Below are 25,790 nucleotides of genomic sequence, written 5' to 3'. Positions count from 1 at the left end.
TGTCAGCCTTTCAGGCCGCTACGAGAGATGCCTTCGATGACGTACCGCTGGGTCAGACTGAAGAGGATCAGGACGGGGATGCTGGCCAGCACCGCGCCCGCCATGATCACCGGATAGTGGATCGAGTACGCGCCCTGAAGGATCGACAGGCCCGGCGGCAGCGTGAAGTACTCGGGACTGAAGATCACGTAGATCGGCCAGATGAAGTCGTTCCAGTTGCCCAGGAAGCTCAGCACGGCCAGCGTGGCCAGCGCGGGCCGCGACAGCGGCAGCGTGATCCGCCAGAAGATGTGCCAGTGGTTGGCGCCCTCCATCACCGCGGCCTCGTCCAGCTCACGCGGCAGCCCGAGGAAGAACTGCCGCAGGAAGAACACCCCGAACGCGCCCGCCGCCCCCGGCACGATGAGCGCCGTCAGGCTGTCCAGCCAGCCGAGCTGGTCGACGATCAGGAACTGCGGGATGAGGAAGACGAACCCCGGCACCAGCAGCGTGCCGACGATCATCCCGAACATCAGCTTCTTGCCGCGGAACTCCAGCCTGGCCAGCGCGTACGCGGCCAGCGACGACACCACGAGCACCAGCAGCATGTGCCCGGTGGCGGCGATGACACTGTTGGCGAACCAGCGCAGCACCGGCGTGTCCGTGGTGCCCTGGAAGACGGTCCCGTACGCGGACGTCGTCGGCTCGGCGGGCAGCAGCGTGGGCGGCACCCGGGTGGCCTCGGTCTGCGTCTTGAACGACACGCCCAAGGCCCACACCAGCGGCCCCACGAACAGCACGGCGAGGGCCAGCAGGCCCGTGTAGCGCTTCATGACCGGGTCCTGAACAGCCGGAAGTTGACCACGCTGATCAGGATCAGCAGCAGCGTGAGCAGGTAGCTCATGGCCGAGGCGCTGCCCATCTTGTACTCCCTGAGCCCCTGCTGGAGCATGTACATGATCGCGGTCCGTGTTTCCCCGCCCGGCGCCCCCTGGGTCAGCAGGTACGACTGCCCGAACATGTTCGCCGAGGCCAGGATCGTCGTCGTCACCACGAACAGCGCGACAGGCCGCAGCCCCGGCACCGTGACGTGGACGAACTGGCCCCACCGCCCCGCGCCGTCCACCCTCGCCGCCTCGTACAGCTCGCGTGGGATGTCCTGCATCCCGGCCAGGTAGATCACCGCGTTGAACCCGAGCGTCCACCAGACCGTCACCCCGACCAGCGCGATCCAGGCCCACGGCGTCGCGGTGGTCCAGGGGATCGGCGTGCCGAGAATCCAGTCGACCAGGCCGAGATGCGGGTCGAGCAGCAGCCGCCACATCAGGCACACCACCGCCACGCCCAGCACGAACGGCGCGAAGAACAGCCCCCGGAACAGCGTCCTGCCCCGGAAGGGCCGGTTGAGCAGCAACGCCACCCCGAGCGGCAGCACGACCAGGAACGGCACGCTGAACACGGTGAAGATCCCGGTCGCCCGCATCGACATCCAGAAGTCGCCGTGGACGGGCGACTGGTCGTCGAACAGCGCCGTGTAGTTGTCCAGACCGACGAACGGCTTGCCCTCGAGCATGTAGTCCCAGTCGTGCAGGCTCACCCAGATCCCGAACAGGGCCGGGGCCAGCACGAACACGGAGAACAGGATCAGGTACGGGGCCAGGAACAGGTACGGCGTCGCCTTGCCCGATCGGGGAATCGCTGTCACAGGTGCGGCCATCAGGCGCCGTACTTCTTCCGGTTGGCCTCGAGGATCTTGTCGGCCTTGGCGGCGGCCTCCGTGAGCGCGTCCTTGGGGCTCTTCTTGAGCAGGATCGCCGCGTTGATCGCCTGGTCGACGACCGCGGAGGCGTCCCCGATGCCCGCCACCGACGGCAGGAAGTACAGGTTGTCGATCTGGGTGCCGATCGCGGCCTGCTCCTTCAGCGCCGCGAACTCCGCGCCGTCGCGGATCGACTTGCGGGCCGGCACCTGGCCGCCCTTGGCCCAATCCAGCGAGTGGCCGCTGATCCAGTTGATGAACACCTTGGCCGCGGTCAGCTTGTTCTGGTCGGGCGTACGCTGCTTGAACACCACGAACTGGTGCGACCCCGCCCACGCCGCCGGCTTCGCCCCGATCTGCGGGAGCGGCGCGACACCCCACTCCAGGCCCTTGATCTCCTTGAGTGTGTTGATGGACCAGATGCCGTTCCAGTTGAAGGCGGCCTTGCCGTTCTGCAGGGCGATGAAGTCGGCGTCCTGGCCGACGTTCTTGGGGCTGTAGCCCTTGTTGATCAGGTCGACGAGCCAGGTCAGGGCCTGCACGCCGGGGTCCTCGGCGAAGCGCGAGACGCCGGCGTCGTCGGCGAAGAGCCGGCCGCCGTTCTGGTAGAGCAGCGTCCCGAACTGCATGCTTCCGGTGAACGGGAACGGCGTGGCCCAGTGCCCTTGGATGCCCGCCTTCTTCAGCGCCTCCAGCGCCGCCATGTACTCCTCGCCGGTCTTGGGCGGCTGCTCCGGGTCGAGCCCGGCCTTTTTCATGACCGCCTTGTTGTAGAACATGCCGAGCGGGTGCACGTCGAGCGGGATCGAGTAACGCGCGCCCTTGTAGACGCCGGCCTTCCAGACCGGCGGGGAGAAGTCCGCCTCGGTGAGGCTGAGCGCGTTGGCCACGTCGTCGAGGGGCAGGACCACCTGCCGTGCCGCGTTGGTGGCGACGCTGTCGACGTGCATGATGCCGAGGTCAGGGCCTTGACCCGCGGAGACGGCCGCGGGGACCTTCGCGTAGTAGTCGGCCCACTGGTAGACGTTCATCGACACCTGGATGTTCGGGTGCTCGGCGTTGAACTGGTCCACCAGCTTCTTCATGACCGGGCCGTCGCCGCCGGTGAAGCCGTTCCAGAACTTCAGCGAGACCGAGGGACCGGTGTATTCGGTGGCCGCCGCCGTGGTGGCCGGCGCCTGCGCCTGCTTGGGGCCGCCGCCGCCGCCTCCGCCGCAGCCCGCGGCACCGATGACCAGCGCACCAAGGCCCAGGCCCAGTACGCGCCGCCGGGAAAGGTCGTTTTGGGACATGCCGGATCACTCCTGACCGTGAGGTTACGGACGTTCTACATCGTTGGTTCCAACGTTGTAAATTGGTTGGCGCCAGTTCGTTACATCGTTGTAAACCAGGTAGGGTGCCGATGGCGAAAGGGGCATGGTGCGGCCGAGGCTGAAGGACGTCGCCGAACTGGCCGGGGTGTCGATCAAGACCGTGTCCAACGTGGTCAACGACTATCCCCATGTCAGCGGCGAGACACGGGCCCGGGTGGAGGCGGCGATAGCCGAGCTCTCCTACCGGCCGAACCTGTCGGCGCGCAGCCTGCGCGCGGGCCGCTCCGGCGTGGTCGCGCTGGCGGTGCCCGACCTGGACAACCCCTACTTCGCCGAACTGGCCACGAACGTCATCGAGGCGGCCGACCGGCGCGGCTGGACCGTGCTCATCGACCAGACCCAGGGCGACCGGGCCAAGGAACGCGTGGTGATCTCCGGGATCCGCGACCACCTCATCGACGGGCTGCTGTTCAGCCCGCTCGCGCTCACGGGCAAGGACCTGGCCGCGCGCGACGACCGTACGCCGATGGTACTGCTCGGGGAGCGCATCGGGACGCGCCGCTCGCCGTACGATCACGTCGGCATCGACAACGTGGCCGCCGCGCGGGCGGCCACCCTGCACCTGGCCGAGCGCGGCAGGCGCAGGATCGCCGCCATCGGCGTGCAGCGCACGGCGGTCGCCGTGACGGGCCGCCTGCGGCTGAAGGGCTACCAGCAGGCGCTCGCCGAGGCCGGCGTCCCCGCCGACCCGTCACTGGTCGCGCCGGTCGCCCGCTGGGGGCGCGCCGACGGCGCCGAGGCCATGAGCCGCCTGCTCGACTCCGGCGCGCCGGACGCGGTCTTCTGCTTCAACGACACGCTCGCGCTGGGCGCCCTGCGGACGCTGCTCAAGCGGGGGTACGACGTGCCGGGTGACGTGATGGTGATGGGGTTCGACGACATCCAGGACGGCCGCTTCGCCACGCCCACACTGTCGACCGTGGCGCCCGACAAGGCGCTGATCGCGCAGTCGGCAGTGGACCTGCTGGCCGAGCGACTGGGCGGCGGGACGGACAAGGCACACGAGGTGTGCGTGCCGCATCGACTGGCATTTCGGGAGAGCACGGAGCCGTCCACGTCGGGAAGCCCGCATGAGAAGGCGGTGTGAGGGCAGCAGGACGAGGTGAACCCCGCACGGTACGACCCAGCGAACCTGGAAGATCTCGTCCGGCAAGAGTTGACGAACGCGGGATTCACCGTCGAGCCCCCGAAGCCGCCCGGATCGAACGGGCCGTGCGGGACACCGGGCGACGGCGGTCTCAGCCTCCGGCACGAGCCCGGTCGCGGCGTGGTCGTCTCGTGGGAAGCCTCTCCTGATCTCGCCAAAGCGGACACGGTGAAGTACGAGACCATCCGCACCGCCGTACAGCTCGCCGTGCGGACGATCCTCGTACAGGCCGGGTTCCGGGTGGTCGGCGACTTCGGCGGCAGCGAGATGCTCGTCATCGCCAACCCACCCGGTACGGCGTCCGAGCAGAACTGGCCGCCCGGAGCGAACTGGCCCCCCGGAGCGGTACCCGAGCAGAACTGAGCCGGGCGGCCTCCCTTGGCGATGTTCGAAGACACCCGGTGGGAGACTGCTGGGAAGAGCCGCGGCAGCGTGGCGAGCGTTATGGGAGAGGTAGGCATGACCGACGAGTTCGACGTCATAGTGATCGGCGCCGGTCCTGCCGGCGAGAACGCCGCGGCCAGAGCCGTGCGCGGCGGCCTGACCGCCGCCATCGTCGAGGACCGCCTGGCCGGCGGCGAATGCTCCTACTGGGCGTGCATCCCGAGCAAGGCTCTGCTGCGCCCGGTGGACCTGATGGCCGAGGTGGGCCGGGTGCCGGGCCTGTCGCTCGGCCCGATCGAGGTGAGCAAGGTGCTCGCCAGGCGCGACGAGGCGGTGTCGCATTTCGACGACTCGGGGCAGGTCGAGTGGATCGACAGCGTGCCCATCGAGTTCGTCCGGGGCAGGGGACGGCTCGACGGTGTCAAGCGGGTGCGGGTGACCCCGCGAGACGGTGGAGCCGAACGCGTGCTCACCGCGCGGCACGCCGTCGTGCTGGCCACCGGCAGCACCGCCCTGGTCCCGCCGATTCCGGGGCTGGCCGAGGCGAAGCCCTGGACCAGCCACGAGGTCACGGCCGCCAAGGCGGTGCCGGAGCGGCTTGTCGTCCTCGGTGGCGGAGTCGTCGCCTGTGAGATGGCCCAGGCCATGCACGGGCTCGGCGCGCGGCAGACCACGGTCCTGATCCGCGGCGGGTCGCTGCTGTCCAAGCTGGAGCCGTTCGCCGGTGAGCTGCTGGCCGAGTCGTTCTCCGAGGCCGGGATCGACGTGCGGGCCCACACGGGCGTCGCACGCGTCGAGCGGCCGGAGCCCGGCGGCAAGGTCACCGTGCACCTGGCCGAGGGCCCGCCGCTGGAGGCCGACGAACTGCTGGTGGCCACCGGCAGGGTGCCCGCCACCGCCGACCTCGGGCTCGGCACCGTCGGCCTGCCGGGCGGCCGCACCGTCGAGGTCGACGACAGCATGCGGGCGACGGCCGTCGAGGGCGGCTGGCTGTACGCGGTCGGCGACGTCAACGGCCGCGCGCTGCTCACGCACATGGGCAAGTACCAGGCGCGGGCCTGCGGCGACGTCATCGCGGCGCGCGCCAAGGGCGGCGACGACACTCTCCCCGCGATGCGCGACATAGCGGACGAGTACGGAGCGCCGCAGGTGGTGTTCACGGACCCGCAGATCTGCGCGGTCGGCCGCACCGAGGCCGCCGCCCGCGAGGCCGGGTTCCCGGTGCGGGTGGTCGAATACGACCTGGGCAAGGTCTCGGGGGCCTACCTCCTGGGCGACGGCTATCGCGGCCGGGCCAAGGCGGTCGTGGACGAGGAGCGCCGGGTGCTGCTGGGCGTCACGTTCGCCGGTCCCGGCGCGGCCGAGCTGCTGCACGCGGCGACGATCGCGGTCACCGCCGAGGTGCCGCTCGACCGGCTCTGGCACGCGGTCCCGTCGTTCCCCACGGTCAGCGAGATCTGGCTGCGCCTCCTGGAGGAGTACGGCCTCTGACGTTCGGGGCTGGTGGGGTTCAGGCGGGTGCGATGGTCTCGGCGGTCTGCCAAAGACCGGGCAGCGCGTCCAGCACGCGCTGCCCGCGCCGCCGCCGGTCGGCGAACGTCTCGGCGTCGAGATCCGCGAGCAACTCGCCGAACCCCTCCTCGTACGGCTCGCCCGACACCCCCGCCAGCGACAGCTTCTTCAGGCACCGCGCGTACGTCGCCACCAGCCAGAAGACCGCCTCCCGAGGCAGCCCGCGCGCGATGAGCTCCCGGCTGCCGTCGATCGACAGCGGCCGGGCCGCCTCGCTGATGTCCGACGAGAACGGGTAGGACGCCGCCCGGACGTCCTTGGCCGCGTCGAACACCTTCTCCAGCACCCCCAGATGCCGCTCCACGCGCGCCGCCCCCATCCCCGCGCAGCCGAGCAGCTCCAGCAGCGCCTCGTGCTGATCAAGCATCCCGTGTACGGCCAGCAGCTCCCGTACGGCCTCGTACCGCCGCCGCACCGTGGGGTTCCGCAGCCCGGCGACGAGCAGCACGTGGGTCGTGATCCCCGTGCCGAACAGCCACGACATCACCTGGTCGGCCGGCGGCGCCGCCTCGTCCATGGCGGAGATCGCGCGCCGCACACCGTCCATCGCGGCGCCACACCGCTGGAGCACCCGCCGCCGGTCGGCGAACTCGCGGGCCACCACCTCATGCAGAGCGGCCAGCCGCCCGCTCGGATCGGCCAGCACCCCGGGCAGATGGAAGCTGCCCGCCAGGTGGTAGTCGCCCAGGACACCTTCCGCCGACGCCACTCGCTCGGCCGACATAAACGAAATTTCCAACAACACGCCGTGATATCGCGTCTTGCCCGGCTTGACCGGCGGCTCCGCGACGTCCAGCACCACCATCACGTCCACATCGGAGCTGGCCGCCAAGACCGCGTCCGCCGGCGCCCACAACACCGACCCGGTCAGAAACGCCCCACCGAACCCCGGCAACCCCGCCCCGACCTCGGCCACCCACCGCCGCGCGACCTCCCTGGCCACCCCGACCCGCATCACCACACCACCCTATCGGCGGGCAGGTGAGGGTCCAGGGGGTTAGAGGAGACACCATGCACGCGGTCAGACCTGGCCCGCGTGTACGGCGCCATGCGGTGCGCATATGGGAGCGCGGCGTGCGTGGCGCCACGTGGTGCGCTTGTGGAAGTGCGGCGTGCAGGCGTTGCGCGGGGCGCATGCCAAAGTGCAGCGCCCGGACGCCGCAAGGCGGTGCGGCGTGCGCGGCGCCGGGCGGGGCGCAGCGCGTACGCGTGCACGGCGCGCATGTGGGAGCGCGCCGTGCAAAACATCCTCGCCCCGTCCGTGAGCCGATGAGCCGGTGAGCCGACGAGTCGGGAAAGCGGAGGAGGGGCGAGGGAGTCAAGTGGCGCGGCGCCCAAGGGTGGGGCGCCGCAGGGCTAGCGGCGAGCGCGTAGGGGCGCGCCGACCTCGTGGAGGTGTCGCATCGCCTGCCCCCAGGAGGCCAGCAGGCCGCACTCGACGTAGGCCACCCCCAGCGACTCACAGTGCTCCCGCACCAGTGGTTGCGCCTTGCGCAGGTTGGGGGTCGGCATGCCGGGGAACAGGTGGTGCTCGATCTGGAAGTTGAGCCCGCCCAGCGCCGTGTTGACCACCCGGCCCCCGCGTACGTTGCGGGAGGTGAGCACCTGACGGCGGAGGAAGTCCAGCTCGTCCTCGGCGGTGAGCACCGGCATGCCCTTGTGGTTGGGCGCGAACGTGCACCCCAGGTACACGCCGAAGCACGCCTGGTGCACGACCAGGAACAGCAGCGCCTTGCCGACCGGCAGGACCGCGAACACGCCACCCAGGTAGAGGACGAAGTGCGCGAGCAGCAGCAACCCTTCGGCCGTCCGGTTCTTGAGCCCCTCGCGGCGCAGGCCACGGACGCTGGAGATGTGCAGGTTGAGACCCTCCAGGGTCAGCAACGGGAAGAACAGGAACGCCTGCCACCGGCCGATGAACCTGGGCAGTCCCCGGGCGGCCTCGGCCTGCTTCGCCGACCAGAGCAGGAAGTCGGGCGCGACGTCGGGGTCGTGGTCCTCGTGGTTGGGGTTGGCGTGGTGGCGGGTGTGCTTGTCCTGCCACCAGCCGTAGCTGAGCCCGATGCCGAGGTTGCCGACCAGCAGGCCCGCGTTCGCGCTGGTGCGCCGGGACGGGAACACCTGCCCATGGGCCAGGTCGTGCGCCAGCAGGGCCACTTGGCCGAACGTCGCCGCGAGGAACACCGCGATCAGAAGCTGCCACCAGGAGTCGCCTACCAAGGCGAACGCCACCCAGCCTGCCGCGAAGAGGCCCATCACCACACTGATGCGCGCGGCATAGTAGACGGGGCGTCGTTCCATGAGGCCCGCCTGGGCCACCCGGCGTGACAGGCGGGCGAAGTCGCTCCCCCTCTCTTCCGAGGCCGTGGCGGCGCGAGTAGTGCTCACGTCAGTCACAGATTCTCCGATGCTCCAGACTCGATTGCTGATCGTTCGCTATTAGCATTTCGGGATAACCGAGATCGCGAAGTCCTGCTGTCACCCGTCTTGGAGGTAGGGCTGGCCCTACCTCCACGACTCGCCGAGGTCAGGAGATGCGCTCCGCCGGACATGACGGGTTTGGGGCTCCAGGACTTCGGCGAGCGGGTCCGAGATGGTCCCGCGTGGGTGGCCGCCCACCTCGACGGTGGTGCCGTACCCGATCAGCTGCTGGATGCGGCGAACAGGTCATCGAGTGCGAGACGATCGAGCCGGCCCTCAAAGGGGAAGAGCCGGCATCTGCCGCCGCGGCAGCGGGCGCTGCCGATCCTACGCGACGTGCTCGGCTGGTCCGCGCAGGCACCGCCGAAGTCATTCGAGCTCACCGTCAAGAGCACAGGTCACAGACGGATCAGTGCGAGCGCCTCGCGGGCGATCTCCCATTCCTCGTCGGTGGGTACGACCAGCACGGCCACCTCCGACTCCGGTGCGGACACCCAGCACTCGTCCGTCTCGGCGGCCTCGTTGCGCGTGGGGTCCAGGGTGATGCCGAGGCGGTTCAGCCCGGTCAGCGCGGCGGCGCGGGTGGCCGGGTCGTGTTCGCCTACGCCGCCCGTGAACACGATCGCGTCCACCCGGCCGAGCAGCGCGTAGTAGGCCCCGACGTACTTCCTGATCCGGCGGCCGTAGATGTCCAGCGCGAGCCGCGCCCGCTCGTCGCCTTCGCCGGCGCGGTGCCGGGCCTCTCGCATGTCGCCGGTGCCGGCGAGCGCGAGCAGGCCGCTGCGGCGCGACAGCTCCTCCTCCGTCCGCGCGACGTCCATGCCCCCCGCGCGGGCCAGGTAGCCGGGCAGCGCGGGGTCCACGTCGCCGGAACGGGTGCCCATGACCAGCCCCTCCAGCGGCGTCAGCCCCATGGAGGTGTCGACGCTGCGGCCGCCCTCGATCGCGGTGGCGCTCGCGCCGTTGCCGAGGTGCAGCACGATCAGGTTCGTCCGCGCCGGATCTCGCTCCAGCAGCGCCGCCGCCCGCGCCGACACGTACGCGCAGGAGGTGCCGTGGAAGCCGTACCGCCGCACGCCGAGCCGGTCACGCCAGTCGAGCGGGACGGCGTAGGTGTACGCCTCGGGCGGCAGCGTCCGGTGGAAGGCGGTGTCGAACACGGCCACCTGCGGCACGCCGGGAAAGGCCTCGCGGGCCACCCGGATGCCGGTGAGGTTCACCGGATTGTGCAGCGGCGCGAGCGGCGACAGGGCGTCGATGGCGCCGATCACGTCGTCGTCCACCAGGACCGCCTCCCGGAAGCGGGTCCCGCCGTGCACCACCCGATGCCCCACCGCCACCGGATCGAGCGCGGGCCCCGCGTCGGTGAAAGCCGCCAGCACGGCGGCCAGCCCCTCCGCGTGATCGCCGAAGCGTTCCTTCCGCTCGTACGGCGGGCCGTCACCGGCGTGATGCGTCAGCCGCCCCTCCTCCTCGCCGATCCGCTCCACCAGCCCCCTGGCCGGGCGGGCCCGCGACTCCACGTCCACCAGCTCGTACTTGATGGAGGAGGAGCCGGTGTTCAGGACGAGAATCTGTCCGGCCACGTCCACTCCCGGATGTCGGGCGCGTCCTCGCCGTGCTCACGGGTGTGGGCGCGGGCGCGCAGGCGGGCGTCGGTCATCCGCTGGCGCAGGTGGGCCTGGGTGGCGCCGAGCCCAGGGGTGCGGTCGATGACGTCCATGACCAGGTGGAAGCGGTCGATGTCGTTGAGCATGGCCATGTCGAAGGGCGTGGTGGTGGTGCCTTCCTCCTTGTAGCCGCGGACGTGCAGGTTGGCGTGGCCGTGGCGGCGGTAGGTGAGCCGGTGGATGAGCGAGGGGTAGCCGTGGAAGTTGAAGATGACCGGCTTGTCGGTGGTGAACAGGGTGTCGTATTCGGCGTCGGGGAGGCCGTGCGGGTGTTCTGAGGGTGGTTGCAGGCGCATGAGGTCGACGACGTTGATGACGCGGACGCGGAGGTCGGGCAGGTGTTCGTGGAGCAGGGCGGCGGCGGCCAGGGTCTCCAGGGTGGGGACGTCGCCGGCGCAGGCGAGGACGACGTCGGGGTCGTTGCCCTGGTCGCTGGAGGCCCAGGGCAGGATGCCCAGGCCGCGGGTGCAGTGGGCGATGGCCTCGTCCATGGTGAACAGGTCGAGTACCGGCTGCTTGCCGGCCACGATGACGTTGATGTAGTCGCGTGAGCGCAGGCAGTGGTCGCCGACCGACAGCAGCGTGTTGGCATCGGGCGGCAGGTAGACGCGCACCACGGACGCCTTCTTGTTGACCACGACGTCCAGGAAGCCGGGGTCCTGGTGGGAGAAGCCGTTGTGGTCCTGCCGCCAGACGTGCGAGGACAGCAGGTAGGTGAGCGAGGCGATGGGCCGCCGCCAGGGGATCTTCTGGGAGGACTCCAGCCATTTGGCGTGCTGGTTGAACATGGCATCGATGATGTGGATGAACGCCTCGTAGCAGTTGAACAGTCCGTGCCGGCCGGTCAGCAGGTATCCCTCGAGCCAGCCTTGGCACAGGTGCTCGCTCAGCACCTCCATGACCCGGCCGCCGGGGGCCAGGTTCTCGTCGGTCGGTTCGAGCTGGGCGTTCCAGGCCCGGTCGGTGACCTCGAACACGGCCGACAGGCGGTTGGAAGCGGTCTCGTCCGGTCCCATCAGGCGGAAGGTACGCGGGTTGGCGGTGATCACGTCGCGCAGCAGCCTGCCGAGCGCCTTGGTGGGTTCGGTGGACTGGGTGGCGGGCGCTTTGACCTCGACGGCGTGGTCGCGGAAGTCGGGCAGCCGGAGGGGTTCGAGGAGTTCGCCGCCGTTGGTGTGCGGGTTGGCGCTCATCCTGCGGTTGCCCGGGGGCACCGTCTCCAGGATCGACGCCACTGGGCGGCCGTCGTCGTCGAACAGCTCCTCGGGGCGGTAGGAGCGCATCCACTCCTCCAGCATCGCCAGGTGCTCGGGGTTCTCCCGTACCTTGGCCAGCGGCACCTGGTGGGCCCGCCAGGTGCCCTCCACCGGCAGCCCGTCCACGACTCCGGGCCCGGTCCAGCCTTTCGGGGTGCGCAGGATGATCATGGGGAGCCGGTCGGACCGGCCCTGCTGGAAGTCGGTGATCTGGTCGAAGACGGTGTCGAGCGTGTCGGCCATCTCCTGGTGGTCGGGGCCGACCAGGTGGGGGCGGTAGCCGTAGCCCTCCATGAGCGAGACCAGCGTCTGCGTGGGGATGCGGGCCAGGACGGTGGGGTTGGCGATTTTGTAGCCGTTCAGGTGCAGGATCGGCAGCACCGCGCCGTCGCGGGTGGGATCAAGGAGCTTGTTGGAGTGCCAGCTGGCGGCCAGGGGCCCCGTCTCGGCTTCGCCGTCGCCAATGACGCAGGCCACGACCAGGCCGGGGTTGTCGAAGGCGGCGCCGTAGGCGTGGGCGAGGGAGTAGCCCAGCTCGCCGCCTTCGTGGATGGAGCCGGGTGTCTCCGGGGCGACATGGCTGGGGATGCCGCCGGGGAAGGAGAACTGCCGGAACAGCCGCCGCATCCCGGCCGCGTCCTGGGAGATGTCCGGGTAGCGCTCGGAGTAGGTGCCTTCCAGCCAGGCGTGCGCCACCGCGCCGGGGCCGCCGTGGCCGGGGCCGGCGATGTAGATCAGGTCCTGGTCGCGTTCGCGGATGATGCGGTTGAGGTGGGCGAAGCAGAAGTTCAGTCCTGGTGTGGTGCCCCAATGGCCCAGCAGACGGGGTTTGATGTGTTCTGGGGTCAATGGCGTTGTAAGTAGTGGATTGTCCAGCAGATATATCTGGCCCACCGCCAGATAGTTCGCGGCGCGCCAGTAGGCATCTATTCGCTCCATGCCTTTGCTGATTCCTCCAGAAAGGCCGCTCAACCAGATTAGAAGCCGCTTCCTGTGGCAGAAGTGAAGTCATGCCGGCGGGCCGAGAGGTCAAGGGGGCTCCGCACGATGGACGCGTTCGCGATGGACTTCACCGAGGGCGATCTGGCGCGGGCGCGCCACGCCGCGTACAGGCTCGCGGACGAGCACGGCCTGCGCGGTGAACGCGCCGCCGACCTCGTGATCGTGGTGAACGAGGCGGTGGCCAACGTGCTCCTCCACGGCGGCGGCCATGGGCGGCTCCGCCTGTGGCGCGAGGGCGTGAGCCTGCTCTGCGAGGTCCGCGACTCCGGCCCCGGCCTGCCGTCCCACTACCTCGCGAAGACCGACCCGAAGACCGACCCGAAGACCGACCCGCCCGTGCCCGCGACACGCGGCCACTGGGGGATTTGGATGATGCGCCGCCTGGCCGACCGCGTGGCCATCACCACCGGACCGGATGGCACCGCCGTACGGATCGCGATAAAAATCCCTTGAGCCGATTTAGTTGAATGTGATGCCATCCAGTTGAACCTCATTCGGTTAGCATCCGTCATAGCGATGGGGGGCCGCAGTCGCTGGACGTACGCGTTGAACGTGTGCGGCCACAACGGGGTGCGGAGGACGCCTATGGGCGGGTCGCGGGGATTGGCCGTACGCGACGGCATTGAGATGTCGTTGCTGTCGGGAGAGCACGCACTATATGTGGAGGGCAGCCTGCGGGCGGCCCGCCGGTGGTTCGACATCGCCTATCAGGAGGCCGAACAGCAGGGTGACACGGACGGCATGGCGCGGGCCGCGCTCGGGCTGGGCGGCCTGTGGGTGCACGAGCATCGGACCGCGGCCGAGGCGGCCGTGGTGCGCACCCGCCAGCGCCAGGCTCTGGCGTTGGTCGGACCACAGTCCTCGCTGGCGTTACGGCTGCGGGTACGGCTGGCCGGCGAGGACGACTACCGCAGCGGCGGGTACGACCGGATCCTGGCCATGGTCGAGGAGGCCAGGCGAGCCGGCGACGCCGTCGCGCTGGCCGAGGCGCTGAGCCTGGCCCACCACTGCGTTCTGGGGCCCGAGCACGGCGCCTTACGCCTGGCGCTGGCCCAGGAGCTGATCGAGGAGGCGCAGCGGACGGGGCGCCGAGGCGATCTGCTGATGGGGCTGCTCTGGCGGACCGTGGACCTGGTGCTGGCCGCCGACCCGCACGCCGAGCGGGCACTGGTGGAGCTGCGCGGGCTGCTGTCCAAGGAGGACCACCTGGCGGTCGGGTTCGTCGTGGACGCGATGGAGGTCATGCTCAGCATCAGGGGCGGCCGGCTGTCGGAGGCCGAGGCGATGGCCGGCGCCTGCGCCGATCGGGGAGCGGCCGCCGGCGACATCGACAGCGCGGGCTGGTACGCGGGTCAGATCGCGGCCATCCGCTGGTATCAGGGACGCGTCGCCGAGCTCGTCCCGATGGTGACGGACATGGTCAACTCGCCGGACCTCAGCGCGGTGGACAGGTCGTTGCTGGCGGTGCTCGCGGTGTCCGCGGCCACGGCGGGGGAGCGGCGGCTGGCGGCGGGAGCGCTGGCCCGGCTGCGCGGTCAGGATCTGACGGTGCTGCCTCGCTCCAGTACCTGGCTCATCTCGATGTACGGCGGGATCGAGGCGGCGTACCTGCTCGGCGACGCGGCCACGGCGGCCGAGATCTACGCCGTGCTCCGCCCCTTCGAGCGGCTGCCCGTCATCGTCAGCCTGGGTGTCACCTGCCTCGGCTCGGTTCACCATCCGCTCGGCGTGGCCATGCTGACCTGTGGCGAGATCGACAAGGCGATCATCCACCTGCGGGCCGCCGTGCACGAGAACCTGGCGCTCGGGCACTGGCCCGCCGTCGCGCTGTCCCGCCTGCGGCTCGGTCAGGCCCTGCGCGGGACCGAGGAGTCGCGCAGGATCCTGGCACTGGCCCGGCAGGAGGCCGCGTCGATGGGCATGACGCTGCCCGCCGACTGCCCGATGCCACCGGCGGAGGTCGTCTGCGTGCGCCGTGGCCGCAAGTGGCGGATCGAGCTGGACGGCCGGTCCGTGCTCGTCGACCACATCGTCGGCATGGCCCACCTGGCGACCCTGCTGGCCAACCCCGGCCGGGAGATCCCGGCCGTGGACCTGGCCGCCGGCGCGGTGGCGAGCGAGGCCGCCGAGTCCGCCCAGCCGGTGCTGGACGAGCAGGCCAGGCAGACCTACAAGCGGCGGCTGTCCGGACTGCAGGCCGAGATCGACGAACTGGAGGAGATGAACGATCTCCAGCGGGCCGCCACGCTGCGGGCCGAGCGCGACTGGCTGATCGACGAGCTGGCCGCCGCCACCGGGCTGGCCGGGCGGACGCGCCAGTTCGCGGGGAGCGAGGAGCGGGCCAGGATCGCCGTGGGCAAGGCCATCAGGCGGGCCCTGGTACGCATCGGCGAGGCCGACGCGGTCATCGGGGAGCGGCTGCGCTCGGCCGTACAGACGGGGGTGCGATGCAGTTATCACCCAGCGTGAATGGAACGGGATGGCACTGGATGGAACTTGATGGAACGCCTTAACAGATAGATCCACCCTGGATCGTGATCTCACGCTCCGGCGGCCGGTGAGATCACGCCCCCGGCGGCCCGTGCCCCTGCGCGGGCCGCCGGTTTCATCCTCATTTAGCGGAATGTCAGGATGAGGGCATGCCGCTCCGCAGCTCACGCTGGTACTCGGGCAATGACCGCAACTCCTACATCCATCGCGCCTGGATGCGCCGCGGCCTGCCGGACGCCGCGTTCGACGGGGACCATCCGCACATCGCGATCGCGAACACCGCCTCCGACCTCACCCCGTGCAACTCCCATCTCGACGAGGTGGCCGACAGCGTCGAACAGGGCGTGTGGGCGGCCGGCGGCGTCCCGCTCAACCTGCCCGTCGTCTCCCTCGGCGAGACCAACGTCCGGCCCACCGCGATGCTCTGGCGCAACCTGGCCGCCATGGCCACCGAGGAGATGCTGCGCGCCAACCCGATCGACGGCGTGGTGCTGCTCGGCGGCTGCGACAAGACCATCCCGGCGCTGCTGATGGCCGCCTCCTCGGTCGACCTGCCCGCCGTGGTGGTGCCCGGCGGCCCGATGCTGACCGGCCACTTCCGTGGCGTTCCGCTCGGCTGCGGCACCGACGTGTGGCGGCTCAGCGAGGAGGTACGCGCGGGGACGCTCTCCGGCGAGGCGTTCCTGCGCTCCGAGTCGTCGATGATCCGCAGCCGCGGCCACTGCAACACGATGGGCACCGCCTCCACCATGGCCTGCATGGCCGAGGCCCTCGGCATGACGCTCCCCGGCACGGCGGGCACCCCCGCCCCCGACAGCCGGCTGCTCGAACGCTCCCACGAGACCGGCCGCCTGGCCGTCGAGCTGGTCAAGCAGGGACGCCGGCCGAGCCAGGTGATGACCAGGGGCTCGTTCCGCAACGCGATCGTGACGCTGGCCGCGATCGGCGGCTCCACGAACGCCGTCGTGCACCTGCTGGCCATCGCCGGACGCCTCGGCGTCGAGCTGGAGCTGGACGACTTCGACCGGACCGGCCGCGGGGTGCCGCTGCTGGCCGACCTCCAGCCCGCTGGGCGGCACCTGATGGACGACCTGTTCAGGGCGGGCGGGCTGGCGGCCGTGCTGAAGGAGGTCGAGGACCTGCTCGACCCGGCGGCGCTGACCGTCACCGGCCGGCCGCTCGTGGCGCACCTCGCCGGCGCGGAGATCTGGGACGAGAGCGTCATCCGCCGGCGCGCCGACCCGCTGCTGCCCGACGCCGGGATCGCGGTGCTGCGCGGCAACCTCGCGCCGGACGGCGCGGTGATCAAGCCCGCCGCCGCCTCGCCCGAACTGCTCAGCCACCGCGGCCGGGCAGTCGTGTTCGACAGCGTCGAGGACCTCAACGCCCGGCTCGACTCGCCGGACCTGGACGTCGACGAGACGTCGGTGCTGGTGCTGCGCGGCTGCGGACCCAAGGGCTACCCGGGCATGCCCGAGGTCGGCAACCTGCCGCTGCCCGCGAAACTGCTGGCCAAGGGCGTGCGCGATATGGTCCGCGTCAGCGACGCCCGGATGAGCGGCACCGCGTACGGCACGGTCGTGCTGCACACCGCGCCCGAGGCGGCGGCCGGCGGGCCGCTCGCCCGGGTGCGGACCGGCGACCCGATCGTCCTCGACGTCGCGGCCAGACGCCTCGACGTCGACCTCCCCGCCGCCGAGCTGGCGGCCAGGAAGCCGGTCGTGACCGGGTACGCCGCCCCGCTCCGCGGCTGGGAGCGCCTGTACGTCGACCACGTCATGCAGGCGGACAAGGGCGTCGACCTGGACTTCCTGACAGGTTCGAGTGGGGACGCCGTGGGCAGGGAATCCCACTGACCTGGAGTACCGCGCGATATCTTCCCGGATACGGGACTAATGTGATCGGCTTGACGGCATCAGGAGGAAGAGTGGGCGGCGACATCACCCAGAGCCCGGAGTGGGCGGCACTGGACAAGCACCACGGGGAGCTGGCGGGCAAGCATTTGCGCGAGCTGTTCGCGGAGGATCCCGGCCGCGCCGAGCGGATGACGCTGACCGCCGGTGATCTCTACCTCGACTACGCCAAGCACCGCGCCACGGACGAGACGATCGACCTCCTCGTCCAGCTCGCGGAGCGGGCCGGGCTGCGCGACCGGATCGGCGCGATGTTCCGGGGCGAGCACATCAACGTCAGCGAGGACCGGGCCGTCCTGCACGCCGCGCTGCGCATGAACCGGGACGCCAAGCTGGAGGTCGACGGCCAGGACGTCATCGCCGACGTGCACGCCGTGCTCGACAAGATGAGCGCCTTCGCCGACCGGGTCCGCTCCCGGGACTGGACCGGCGCCACCGGCAAGCCGATCACCACCGTGGTCAACATCGGCATCGGCGGCTCCGACCTCGGCCCGGCCATGGCCTACGAGGCGCTGCGCGACTACGCCGACGCCGGCATCACGGCCAGGTTCGTCTCCAACATCGACCCGGCCGACATCACCGGCAACCTGGCCGGGCTGGACCCGGCGAGCACGCTGGTCGTGGTCAGCTCCAAGACGTTCACCACGCTGGAGACGCTCACCAACGCCAAGGTCGCCCGCCAATGGCTGGTCGGCGCGCTCGGCGAGGACGCCGTGTCCCAGCACTTCGTGGCCGTCTCGACCAACGCCGAGAAGGTCGCCGACTTCGGCATCGACACCGCGAACATGTTCGGCTTCTGGGACTGGGTCGGCGGGCGCTACTCCTACGACGGCGCCATCGGCCTGTCGCTGATGATCGCGATCGGGCCCGAGCGGTTCCGCGAGATGCTGGCCGGGTTCCACACCATGGACCAGCACTTCCGCACCGCGCCGTTCAAGGCCAACATGCCGGTGCTGCTCGGGCTGCTCGGCGTCTGGTACAACGACTTCTTCGACGCCGCGACCCGGGCCGTCCTGCCCTACAGCCAGCGGCTGCACCGCTTCCCCGCGTACCTGCAGCAGCTCACCATGGAGTCCAACGGCAAGTCCGTACGCGCCGACGGCACGCCCGTCACGACCGACACGGGCGAGATCTTCTGGGGCGAGCCGGGCACCAACGGCCAGCACGCCTTCTACCAGCTGCTGCACCAGGGCACCCGGCTGGTGCCCGCCGACTTCATCGGGTTCGCCGAGCCGTACGAGGACCGGGAGGGCATGCACGACCTGCTCACCGCGAACCTGTTCGCGCAGACGTCGGCGCTGGCGTTCGGCAAGACGGCCGCGGAGATCGCCGGCGAGGGCACGGCCGCCGAGATCGTGCCGCACAAGGTGATGCCCGGCAACCGGCCCAGCTCCACGATCCTGGCCACCAAGCTCACCCCGTCCACGCTCGGCCAGCTCGTGGCGCTGTACGAGCACATGACGTTCGTCGAGGGCACCATCTGGGGCATCGACTCCTTCGACCAGTGGGGCGTCGAGCTGGGCAAGAAGATGGCGCTCGACCTGGCGCCCGCGCTCACCTCGGAAGAACCGCCGGGCGACTTCCCGGACTCCTCCACCGAACGGCTCGTCCGGCGCTACCGCGAGCTGCGCGGAAGGCGCGTCTGAGGTGGAGGTGACCCAGAGCGCGGGCGCGCTCGTCCTGTTCGGCGTCACCGGTGACCTCGCGCGCAAGATGCTCCTGCCCGCCCTCTATCAGCTCACCGCCAGAGGCGAGTTCGATCTGCCGATCATCGGCGTGGCCAAGACCGACCTGGACCTCGACGGGCTGCGCGAGCACGCCCGCGCGGCGTGCGGCGGCGTGCGGGACGCGGCGTTCGACAAGCTGGCGGGCAACCTGCGGCTGGTGTCGGGCGACTATCGCGACGCCGCGACGTTCGCCCGGCTCAGCGACGAGGTGGCGGGCAAGGGATTCCTGGTCCACTACCTGGCCGTGCCGCCCGCGCTGTTCGAGCCCGTGGCCGAGGGGCTGGCCGCGGAGGGCCTCAACCGGGACGCCAGGCTCGTCGTGGAGAAGCCGTTCGGCAGCGACCTGGACTCGGCCCGGGCGCTCAACGCCGAGTTGCTGAAGTACTTCGACGAGGACCACCTGCGCCGGGTCGACCACTTCCTGGGCAAGGAGCCGGTCGAGGACCTCATGGTGTTCAGGTTCGCCAACATGCTGCTCGAGCCCATCTGGAACCGCAACTACATCCGCAGCATCCAGATCACCATGGCCGAGGACTTCGACGTGGCCGACCGGGGCGCCTTCTACGACGCCAACGGCGCGATCCGCGACGTCGTCCAGAACCACCTGCTGCAACTTCTCGCCATCCTGGCCATGGACCCGCCGCCGTCCAAGGACGCCCGCGCCATGCTGGACGAGAAGTGGCGGGTGCTGCGCGCCGTGCAGGCAGTCAAGCCCGACGACGTGGTACGCGGCCAGTACGACGGCTACCTCGACACCGAGGGCGTCAAGAAGGACTCGACCACCGAGACGTTCGTCGCGCTGCGCGCCTACGTCGACAACTGGCGGTGGGCCGGGGTGCCGTTCTGCATCCGCTCCGGCAAGGCGCTGCCGGTGACCGACCTGGAGATCGTCGCCGAGCTGCGCAAGCCGCCGGTCACGCTGTTCGAGCACGACCCGAACCTGAGCCCCAACCTGGTCAGGTTCCGGCTGCAGCCCGACGCCGGGGTGACGTTCGACGTGCTGGCCAAGGAGCCCGGCCTGCAACGGACCCGGGTGGTGCCGGTGAGCGTCGACTTCACCAAGGTGTTCGGGCCGATGGAGGCTGCCTACCAGCGGATCCTGGCCGACGCCGGGAGCGGCGATCCCCGGCGGTTCGCCCGGTTCGACCTGGTGGAGGAGTCGTGGCGGATCGTCCAGCCGATCCTCGACCTGCCGGACCGGCCGCTGCCGTACCCGAAGGGCAGCTGGGGGCCCAAGGAGGCCGAGAAGATCGCGCCCGGCGGGTGGCACGAGATCTCGAACTCCTTCGACTGATCCCGCGCGGGCGGCATTGACGGCGGAGCCGAAAGGTCCGACGATCGCAGGCATGCCCCTCATCCCCGTTCCCGCCCACGCGCACACGTGGGCGGCACTCACCCGCAATACCTCCTATGTCTTCGGCGTCGAGTCCGACGAGGACACGCGCGTCGTGCAGTGGTACTGGGGGCCGCGGCTACCCGCCGCGGCTCTCGGCCAGGTCACCGAGCACGCCCCCGGCTGGATCGTCACCGGCTTCCTCGACCCCGACGACGCCTCGGAGCTGCTGCCCGTCGACGGCGGCCGGCGCTGGGGCGTGCCCTCGCTCCAGGCCGTCTACGAGGGTGAGGTCCGCTCCGTCGAGCTCGGCTTCGACGACGCCGTCCTCGGTGAGAACGAGATAGAGGTGGTCCTGCGCGACCACGCCTACGGCCTCCGGGTGGGCCTGCACGTACGGGTCCACGACGACTGCGACGTCGTGGAGCGCTGGGTGAGCGTCACCAACGAGTCGGCGGCGCCCGTACGGCTGCGCCGCCTCGACTCGGGCAGCTGGGTGATCCCCGAGCAGGCGGGCTTCCACTACACCGGAGCCGCCGGAGGATGGGGCCGCGAGACGCACCTCCAGAGCGGCGTCCTGCCGGCGGGGGAGACCACGTTCGGCAGCCGGACCGGCACCACCTCGCACAAGGCCAACCCGTGGATCATGCTCGGCGACGCCACCGAGGACACCGGCGACGTCTGGACCGTCGCGCTCGCCTGGAGCGGCTCGTGGCGGCTCACCACGCAGCGCCGCCCCGAAGGCGACGTCGCGGTGAGCGCCGGATTCGGCCACGAGGGCCTCACCTGGCCGCTCGGCCCCGGCGCGTCGCTGCGCACCCCGTCCGCGCTCGGCCTGCACACGTCCGGCGGGTACGGCGCCGCCAGCCGGGCCTGGCACGACTACGCCCGCAAGCACGTCCTGCCCACACCCGGCGAGGAACGGCCCGTCCTGTACAACTCGTGGGAGGCCACCGGGTTCGACGTCACCGAGCAGGGCCAGCTCGACCTGGCCCGCCGCGCCGCCGACCTCGGCGTGGAGCTGTTCGTGGTGGACGACGGCTGGTTCGGCGCCCGCACCGACGACATGCGAGGGCTCGGCGACTGGTGGCCCAACCCCGAGCGCTTCCCGGACGGCCTGCGCCCCCTCTTCCAGGGCGTACACGACCTCGGCCTGCGCGCCGGGCTCTGGGTCGAACCCGAGATGGTCAACCCCGACAGCGACCTGTACAGGAAGAACCCCGACTGGGTGCTCCACTACCCGGAGCGCCGCCTCGACACCATGCGCAACCAGCTCGTGCTCAACTACGCCCGCGACGACGTGCGCCAGTGGGCGCTCGGCTGGCTCGACCAGCTCGTCCGCGAGTACGGCCTGGACTACCTCAAGTGGGACATGAACCGCAGCTTCAGCCAGGCGGGCTGGGCCGAGGGCGGCGACCTGGTCTGGATCGAGCACACCCGGGGCGTCTACGCGATCATGGACGAGCTGCGCGGGCGCCATCCGCGGCTCCGGATCGAATCCTGCTCGGGCGGTGGCGGCCGGGCCGACTTCGGCATGCTGCACCGTACGGACCAGGTGTGGACCTCCGACAACACCGACGCCCGCGACCGGCAGGTGATCCAGCGGGGCTTCTCCTACCTCTACCCGGCCAGCGCGATGTCGTGCTGGGTGACCGACAGCCCCAACCCGATCACCCACCGGGAGGTGCCGCTGCGCTACCGCTTCCACGTGGCCATGGCGGGCACGCTCGGCGTCGGCGGCGACCTCACCCGATGGAGCGCCGCCGAGCTTGACGAGGCCAGGCAGCTCATCGCCGACTACAAGGCGGTCCGGCCGGTGATCCAGCACGGGACGCTGCACCGGCTGGCCGGGACGCCGGGCGAGAGTGCCTCCGCTGTCCAGTACACGCTCGGCGACCAGGTGGTCGTGCTCGCCTACAACCCGTTCGCGCTGGACAAGCAGCCGCCCCGGCGGCTCCGACTGGCCGGGCTCGACCCGTCGGCCGTCTACGCGGGCTCCGACGGCTCCTGGCACGGGGCCACGCTGATGCACCACGGGCTCACCCTGTCCACGTGGTTCCACTCCGGCCCCGACTATCGCAGCGAGATGGTGGTGCTGCGCCGGGTCTAGGGTCAGCATGTGGGGATGAACTTCATGGAGTTGGTGGAGCGCTCGAAGGACGCCGTGACCGTCAGGCGGGTCTTCGGCGAACCGATTGAGCAGGGCGACGTCATGGTCATCCCCGTCGCCCGGATCATCCAGGGCGGTGGCGGGGGAATGGGCAGGCGGGAGGCCTCCTCAGGGCCGGACGCCGGGCCCGAGGGCGAAGGCAGCGGCGGCGGATTCGGTTACGGCGCCATCCCCGCCGGTGTGTACGTGGTCAAGGACGGCGACGTCCGCTGGCAGCCGGCGATCGACGTCAACCGCATCGTCATCGGCGGCCAGATCGTGGCCGTCGTACTGCTGCTGACCATCCGGGCGGTCCTCAAGAAAGGCCTCAAGAGCCGCAAGCGCTGATCTTCCTTGCATAAGGTGAGCGTCATGACCTCTGTGACGCAAGTGGTGGCCTTCGGCGGTGTGGTGATGCTCGGGGCCATGTCCCCGGGGCCCGACTTCGCCGTCGTGGTGCGGCGCTCGGCGATCTCCGGTCGCCTGTACGGCATGGCGGCGGCCCTGGGCATCTCGGTCGGCGTGTTCGCCTGGGTGGTGGCCGCGGCGACCGGCGTCGCGGCGCTGCTGGCGGCCTCGGCGCTGGCGTTCACCATCGTCAAGATCGTCGGGGCCGCCTACCTGCTGTACCTCGGTGTCAAAGCGTGGCGCGCGGCCCTGCGCAAGGGCGGCGAGCCGCGGCTGGAACTGGCGGATCCGGGGAAGCGGAGCTCGTGGGCGGCGTTCGTCGAAGGGCTGCTGACGAACGCGCTCAACCCCAAGGCGGCGCTGTTCTTCGTGGCGCTCGTGCCGCAGTTCGTCAGCGAGGGGGCGTCCATGACCGACACGCTGACGCTGTCGGTGATCGCCCTGGCGGGGACCGTGCTGTGGTTCCTCCTGGTGGCCAACATCGTGGGAGCGCTGCGCAAGGTCTTCGCCAGGCCGGCGGTGCGGAAGGCGATCGACGGGCTGACGGGCGCGGCCCTCATCGCCCTCGGCGTCAACCTGGCCATCGCCACCCGGCCGTAGCCGCCTATGAGAGGGGCCGCCTTTAATGAGGGGCGGCCTTTGAGAGAGGCGACGCCGGGGTGGCCGTTTACGAGACCGTGACGCCGAGCAGGTGGCCCAGGCCGAACGTCACGGCGGCGGCCCCGGCGCCCAGCGCGAGCTGACGCAGGCCGCCCAGCCACCACGGTCGGGCCGTCATCCGCGCCACCGCCGCACCGAACCCGAACAGCGCCACCAGGCTCAGCACCAGCGCCACCGTCAGCCCCGACGCCCCGAACAGGAACGGCACCAGCGGCACCAGCGCCCCGGCCGCGAACGCGCCGAACGACGACCCGGCCGCGACGTACGGCGACGGCAGGTCATCGGGGTCCACGCCGAGCTCTTCACGCACATGCACCCGCAACGCCTGCTCGGGGTTGGCCGACAGCCCGGCCGCCACCCGCCCCGCCAGGTCGGCGTCCAGCCCGCGGGCCCGGTAGATCGCGGTCAGCTCCGCCAGCTCCCCCTCGGGGTCGCGGGCCAGCTCACGACGCTCCACGGCGATCTCGGCCCGCATCAGCTCCGTCTGCGACTTCACGGACGTGTACTCGCCCGCGGCCATCGAACACGCCCCCGCGATCAGCCCGGCGCACCCGGCGAGCACCGCACCCCGCCCGGCGCCCGCCGCTCCGACGACTCCGGCGATCAATGCGAAATTGGACACGAGCCCATCCATCGCCCCGAACACCGCCGGCCGCAGCCAGCCTCCGGTCACGTCTCGGTGGCTGTGGTGTCTTTCGGGAGAGTACGGCCGGTCGAGCTCGATGGTCATGAACATCCTCCGCTTCAATAACGCCTAGTACGAAATTTAGGCAGAAGTCACGATGATCCGCAACGAAGGGGAGGCTTCCCTGACCTGCGGCGGAGCGCCAGGGTGCGAACGTGCGTACGGATCCGGGCGCGAAGTGACGTCGACTCTCTCGAACACCTGTTGCCGAAAACCAGGAGAGGGTAATGTCATTCCGTCACTCGGTGTGACCACGCGACCGCGTATGGAGGAGACCGGTTCGGCGTGCGAGACTCGGTCATATGGAAGGCGGCGATGAGATGAGCGCTCTGCCCGATGAAGGCTGGCTGATCGCACATCGCCCGCCCCGGCGCACGAGACTCTTCCCGCTGGCCCACGCTGCCGGTTACACCGTCGACGACTGGCTCAAGCTGCCCGACTCCGGGGAGCGCATCGAGTTGATCGACGGGAGCTTCGTCGTGAGTCCTGCGGCCATGGGGCTGCACGCATTGTGCGCGGGCGGTCTGCGGACCGTGCTCGCCTCGGCGGCGAAGGCGGCCGGAGCGGATCTCGTGGTGGTCGAGGCGGCCAACGTGGCCGTCGGGGGAGACGGGCTGATTCCCGACATCGTCGTGCTGCCCCGAGAGCTGGTCATGGCCCGGATGGTGATTTTTCCCGCCTCGGAGGTCGCTGCCGTGGCCGAGGTCGTGAGTCCAGGACCGGGCAATCACCAGCGTGACTACGAGGTCAAGCCGCGCAAGTACGCGGCGGCGGGCATTCCCGTTTTCCTGCGGGTCGAGCTCGAAGGTCCGCGTGTCGAGGTGCTGGAGCTTAAGGCAGGTGGCTACGAGGTGATCGCTCACGCCGGGGCGGGGGAGAGGTTGACGATCTCGGATCCGTTCGCCGTGTCGTTCGATCCGGCGGATCTGCTCGACGTCTGAGCCGGTGGGGAGGCATGACGCCTCCCCAGAGGGGCGGTCAGACGTGGGTGGGCAGGGTGGGTCGCGGGGTCTCGGTGGTCGTGCCGCGGATCAGGGCCGTGCAGTCGGCGATGGCGCCCGTCAGCAGGTTGCGCAGCAGGGTGTCCGGGTCGGTGATGCAGGCCTGGACGATGCCCACCACCGAGAGCTGCACCGCGTTCGGGGCGGCGTACCGGCGGAAGCCCTTCTCCGTGATCCGGGCCGCGCGGCTGAAGCGCCTGGCCTGCTCCGCCGCGTGCGGGACCTGCGCCATCGCGAGCTGGCTCTCCTCGCTCAACGCGATCGAGGTGAACCGGTCCGGCGGGCTGCCGTCGAGCCGGGCCAGCATCTCCTCGGCCGCCAGGACCGACACCGCGAGCGCCAGCTGACGCTCGGCAGCCGAGACCGGCAGCGCGGTCGTCGCGCACCGCAGCGCGATCCGGGCGTCCACCCGGAGGTCGTCGGTGGCCAGGTCGATGATCGAAGGGACGAGGCCGACGAGCCGGCCCCGGTTCGCGTCGCTGGTGTTGTCGTTGACCAAGCGGGCGAGTGCGGCCAGCAGCGGGTGCGTGCAGGCCGGGTGGTCACTCCAGCGCTCTCCGGCTAGGTAGGACGCCAGCTCCATGAAACAGGCGCCGCGCTTCGGGTTGCGATGCCTGCCGCGTGACAGAACCGGCATGTGATCAAGCTGATTGTCCACGGGTGCTCCACTGCTCCACGGGATACTGCTCTACGGGATCGCCGTCTTTCCAGTCTGCGCCGATGAGGGGCACAACGCCAGTGATGGGCGGTTTGCTCTCTAGGTGACTGCCCTGTGGTCGCAGACGCACACCTGGGGTGACAGACATGCCACCCTCGCGGCTGAAATTTTTCTTTAGTTCATCGTCAAGTCTTGAAAGTTAT

General features: G+C 70.4%; 21 protein-coding genes. 12 read left to right on the top strand and 9 right to left on the bottom strand.

Going from position 1 to position 25,790, the window contains the following annotated elements; translation table 11 throughout:
* Positions 1-2: 2 nt before the first annotated feature.
* The 3 genes from KME78_RS53935 to KME78_RS53925 are packed head-to-tail and all read right to left on the bottom strand — an operon-like array spanning position 3 to position 3,030.
* Entirely contained in the window at positions 3-812 is an 810-nt protein-coding gene (locus tag KME78_RS53935) for a carbohydrate ABC transporter permease (RefSeq protein WP_219537830.1), read from the bottom strand.
* On the bottom strand, positions 809-1,696 hold the full coding sequence (locus KME78_RS53930) for a carbohydrate ABC transporter permease (protein ID WP_219537829.1): 888 nt from the start codon (positions 1,694-1,696) through the stop codon (positions 809-811). The genes KME78_RS53935 and KME78_RS53930 overlap by 4 nt, the downstream gene beginning before the upstream one ends.
* Entirely contained in the window at positions 1,696-3,030 is a 1,335-nt protein-coding gene (locus tag KME78_RS53925; protein WP_219537828.1) for an ABC transporter substrate-binding protein, read from the bottom strand. Before KME78_RS53925 ends, KME78_RS53930 begins: the two co-directional genes overlap by 1 nt.
* A 124-nt stretch (positions 3,031-3,154) precedes the next feature.
* Here KME78_RS53925 and KME78_RS53920 point away from each other — a divergent pair, with 124 nt between their 5' ends.
* The 3 genes from KME78_RS53920 to KME78_RS53910 all read left to right on the top strand — a co-directional run bounded on the left by KME78_RS53920 (position 3,155) and on the right by KME78_RS53910 (position 6,133).
* Complete coding sequence (locus KME78_RS53920) at positions 3,155-4,198, top strand: LacI family DNA-binding transcriptional regulator (protein WP_219537827.1); 1,044 nt, start codon at positions 3,155-3,157, stop codon at positions 4,196-4,198.
* A 15-nt stretch (positions 4,199-4,213) separates the two neighbouring features.
* The gene (locus KME78_RS53915; RefSeq protein ID WP_219537826.1) at positions 4,214-4,621 is read left to right on the top strand and encodes a hypothetical protein; all 408 of its coding nucleotides are present in this window, start codon (positions 4,214-4,216) and stop codon (positions 4,619-4,621) included.
* A gap of 96 nt (positions 4,622-4,717) precedes the next feature.
* Positions 4,718-6,133: a dihydrolipoyl dehydrogenase family protein gene (locus tag KME78_RS53910; protein ID WP_219537825.1), complete on the top strand. Its 1,416-nt coding sequence runs from the start codon at positions 4,718-4,720 to the stop codon at positions 6,131-6,133.
* 19 nt (positions 6,134-6,152) lie between these two features.
* Here the strand turns inward: KME78_RS53910 and KME78_RS53905 are convergent, their stop codons facing one another.
* The 4 genes from KME78_RS53905 to KME78_RS53890 all read right to left on the bottom strand — a co-directional run bounded on the left by KME78_RS53905 (position 6,153) and on the right by KME78_RS53890 (position 12,500).
* Positions 6,153-7,172 (bottom strand): hypothetical protein, encoded by a 1,020-nt coding sequence (locus KME78_RS53905; protein ID WP_219537824.1) that lies wholly within the window; start codon positions 7,170-7,172, stop codon positions 6,153-6,155.
* Positions 7,173-7,570: 398 nt separating this feature from the next.
* Entirely contained in the window at positions 7,571-8,515 is a 945-nt protein-coding gene (locus tag KME78_RS53900) for a fatty acid desaturase family protein (protein WP_219537901.1), read from the bottom strand.
* A 518-nt stretch (positions 8,516-9,033) separates the two neighbouring features.
* Positions 9,034-10,221, bottom strand: a complete 1,188-nt coding sequence (locus KME78_RS53895; RefSeq protein ID WP_219537823.1) for an acetate/propionate family kinase — start codon at positions 10,219-10,221, stop codon at positions 9,034-9,036.
* Positions 10,197-12,500, bottom strand: a complete 2,304-nt coding sequence (locus tag KME78_RS53890; protein WP_219537822.1) for a phosphoketolase family protein — start codon at positions 12,498-12,500, stop codon at positions 10,197-10,199. Before KME78_RS53890 ends, KME78_RS53895 begins: the two co-directional genes overlap by 25 nt.
* Before the next feature lie 108 nt (positions 12,501-12,608).
* Here KME78_RS53890 and KME78_RS53885 point away from each other — a divergent pair, with 108 nt between their 5' ends.
* The 8 genes from KME78_RS53885 (at position 12,609) to KME78_RS53850 (ending at position 23,183) form a co-directional block, all read left to right on the top strand.
* Complete coding sequence (locus KME78_RS53885) at positions 12,609-13,016, top strand: ATP-binding protein (protein ID WP_219537821.1); 408 nt, start codon at positions 12,609-12,611, stop codon at positions 13,014-13,016.
* Between the two features lie 63 nt (positions 13,017-13,079).
* Positions 13,080-15,032: a hypothetical protein gene (locus KME78_RS53880; RefSeq protein WP_246654483.1), complete on the top strand. Its 1,953-nt coding sequence runs from the start codon at positions 13,080-13,082 to the stop codon at positions 15,030-15,032.
* A 170-nt stretch (positions 15,033-15,202) separates the two neighbouring features.
* Positions 15,203-16,909, top strand: coding sequence for an IlvD/Edd family dehydratase (locus KME78_RS53875; protein ID WP_219537820.1), 1,707 nt, complete (start codon positions 15,203-15,205; stop codon positions 16,907-16,909).
* A 71-nt stretch (positions 16,910-16,980) separates the two neighbouring features.
* Positions 16,981-18,612 carry a glucose-6-phosphate isomerase gene (gene pgi, locus KME78_RS53870; RefSeq protein WP_219537819.1) on the top strand — a complete coding sequence of 544 codons (1,632 nt, stop codon included), beginning with the start codon at positions 16,981-16,983 and terminating at the stop codon, positions 18,610-18,612.
* 1 nt (position 18,613) lies between these two features.
* Positions 18,614-19,987 carry a glucose-6-phosphate dehydrogenase gene (zwf, locus tag KME78_RS53865; protein WP_308127487.1) on the top strand — a complete coding sequence of 458 codons (1,374 nt, stop codon included), beginning with the start codon at positions 18,614-18,616 and terminating at the stop codon, positions 19,985-19,987.
* A gap of 52 nt (positions 19,988-20,039) precedes the next feature.
* Entirely contained in the window at positions 20,040-22,136 is a 2,097-nt protein-coding gene (locus tag KME78_RS53860) for an alpha-galactosidase (protein WP_219537818.1), read from the top strand.
* 15 nt (positions 22,137-22,151) lie between these two features.
* Complete coding sequence (locus tag KME78_RS53855) at positions 22,152-22,523, top strand: spore germination protein GerW family protein (RefSeq protein ID WP_219537817.1); 372 nt, start codon at positions 22,152-22,154, stop codon at positions 22,521-22,523.
* Positions 22,524-22,547: 24 nt separating this feature from the next.
* Positions 22,548-23,183: a LysE family translocator gene (locus KME78_RS53850; protein ID WP_219537816.1), complete on the top strand. Its 636-nt coding sequence runs from the start codon at positions 22,548-22,550 to the stop codon at positions 23,181-23,183.
* 67 nt (positions 23,184-23,250) lie between these two features.
* On the opposite strand, the gene KME78_RS53845 is transcribed toward KME78_RS53850, so the two are convergent.
* On the bottom strand, positions 23,251-23,973 hold the full coding sequence (locus KME78_RS53845) for a VIT1/CCC1 transporter family protein (protein ID WP_219537815.1): 723 nt from the start codon (positions 23,971-23,973) through the stop codon (positions 23,251-23,253).
* Between the two features lie 275 nt (positions 23,974-24,248).
* On the opposite strand from KME78_RS53845, the gene KME78_RS53840 reads away from it, so the two are divergent.
* Positions 24,249-24,869, top strand: coding sequence for a Uma2 family endonuclease (locus tag KME78_RS53840; protein ID WP_219537814.1), 621 nt, complete (start codon positions 24,249-24,251; stop codon positions 24,867-24,869).
* A gap of 37 nt (positions 24,870-24,906) precedes the next feature.
* Here KME78_RS53840 and KME78_RS53835 read toward each other — a convergent pair whose 3' ends face one another.
* Complete coding sequence (locus KME78_RS53835; RefSeq protein ID WP_308127486.1) at positions 24,907-25,587, bottom strand: hypothetical protein; 681 nt, start codon at positions 25,585-25,587, stop codon at positions 24,907-24,909.
* Positions 25,588-25,790 lie beyond the last annotated feature (203 nt).

It is taken from the genome of Nonomuraea guangzhouensis (assembly GCF_019396345.1).
GTDB classification, from domain to species: domain Bacteria; phylum Actinomycetota; class Actinomycetes; order Streptosporangiales; family Streptosporangiaceae; genus Nonomuraea; species Nonomuraea guangzhouensis.
The sequence above is the reverse complement of the archived record's forward strand: the minus strand, read 5'-3'. Positions and strand labels throughout refer to the sequence as shown.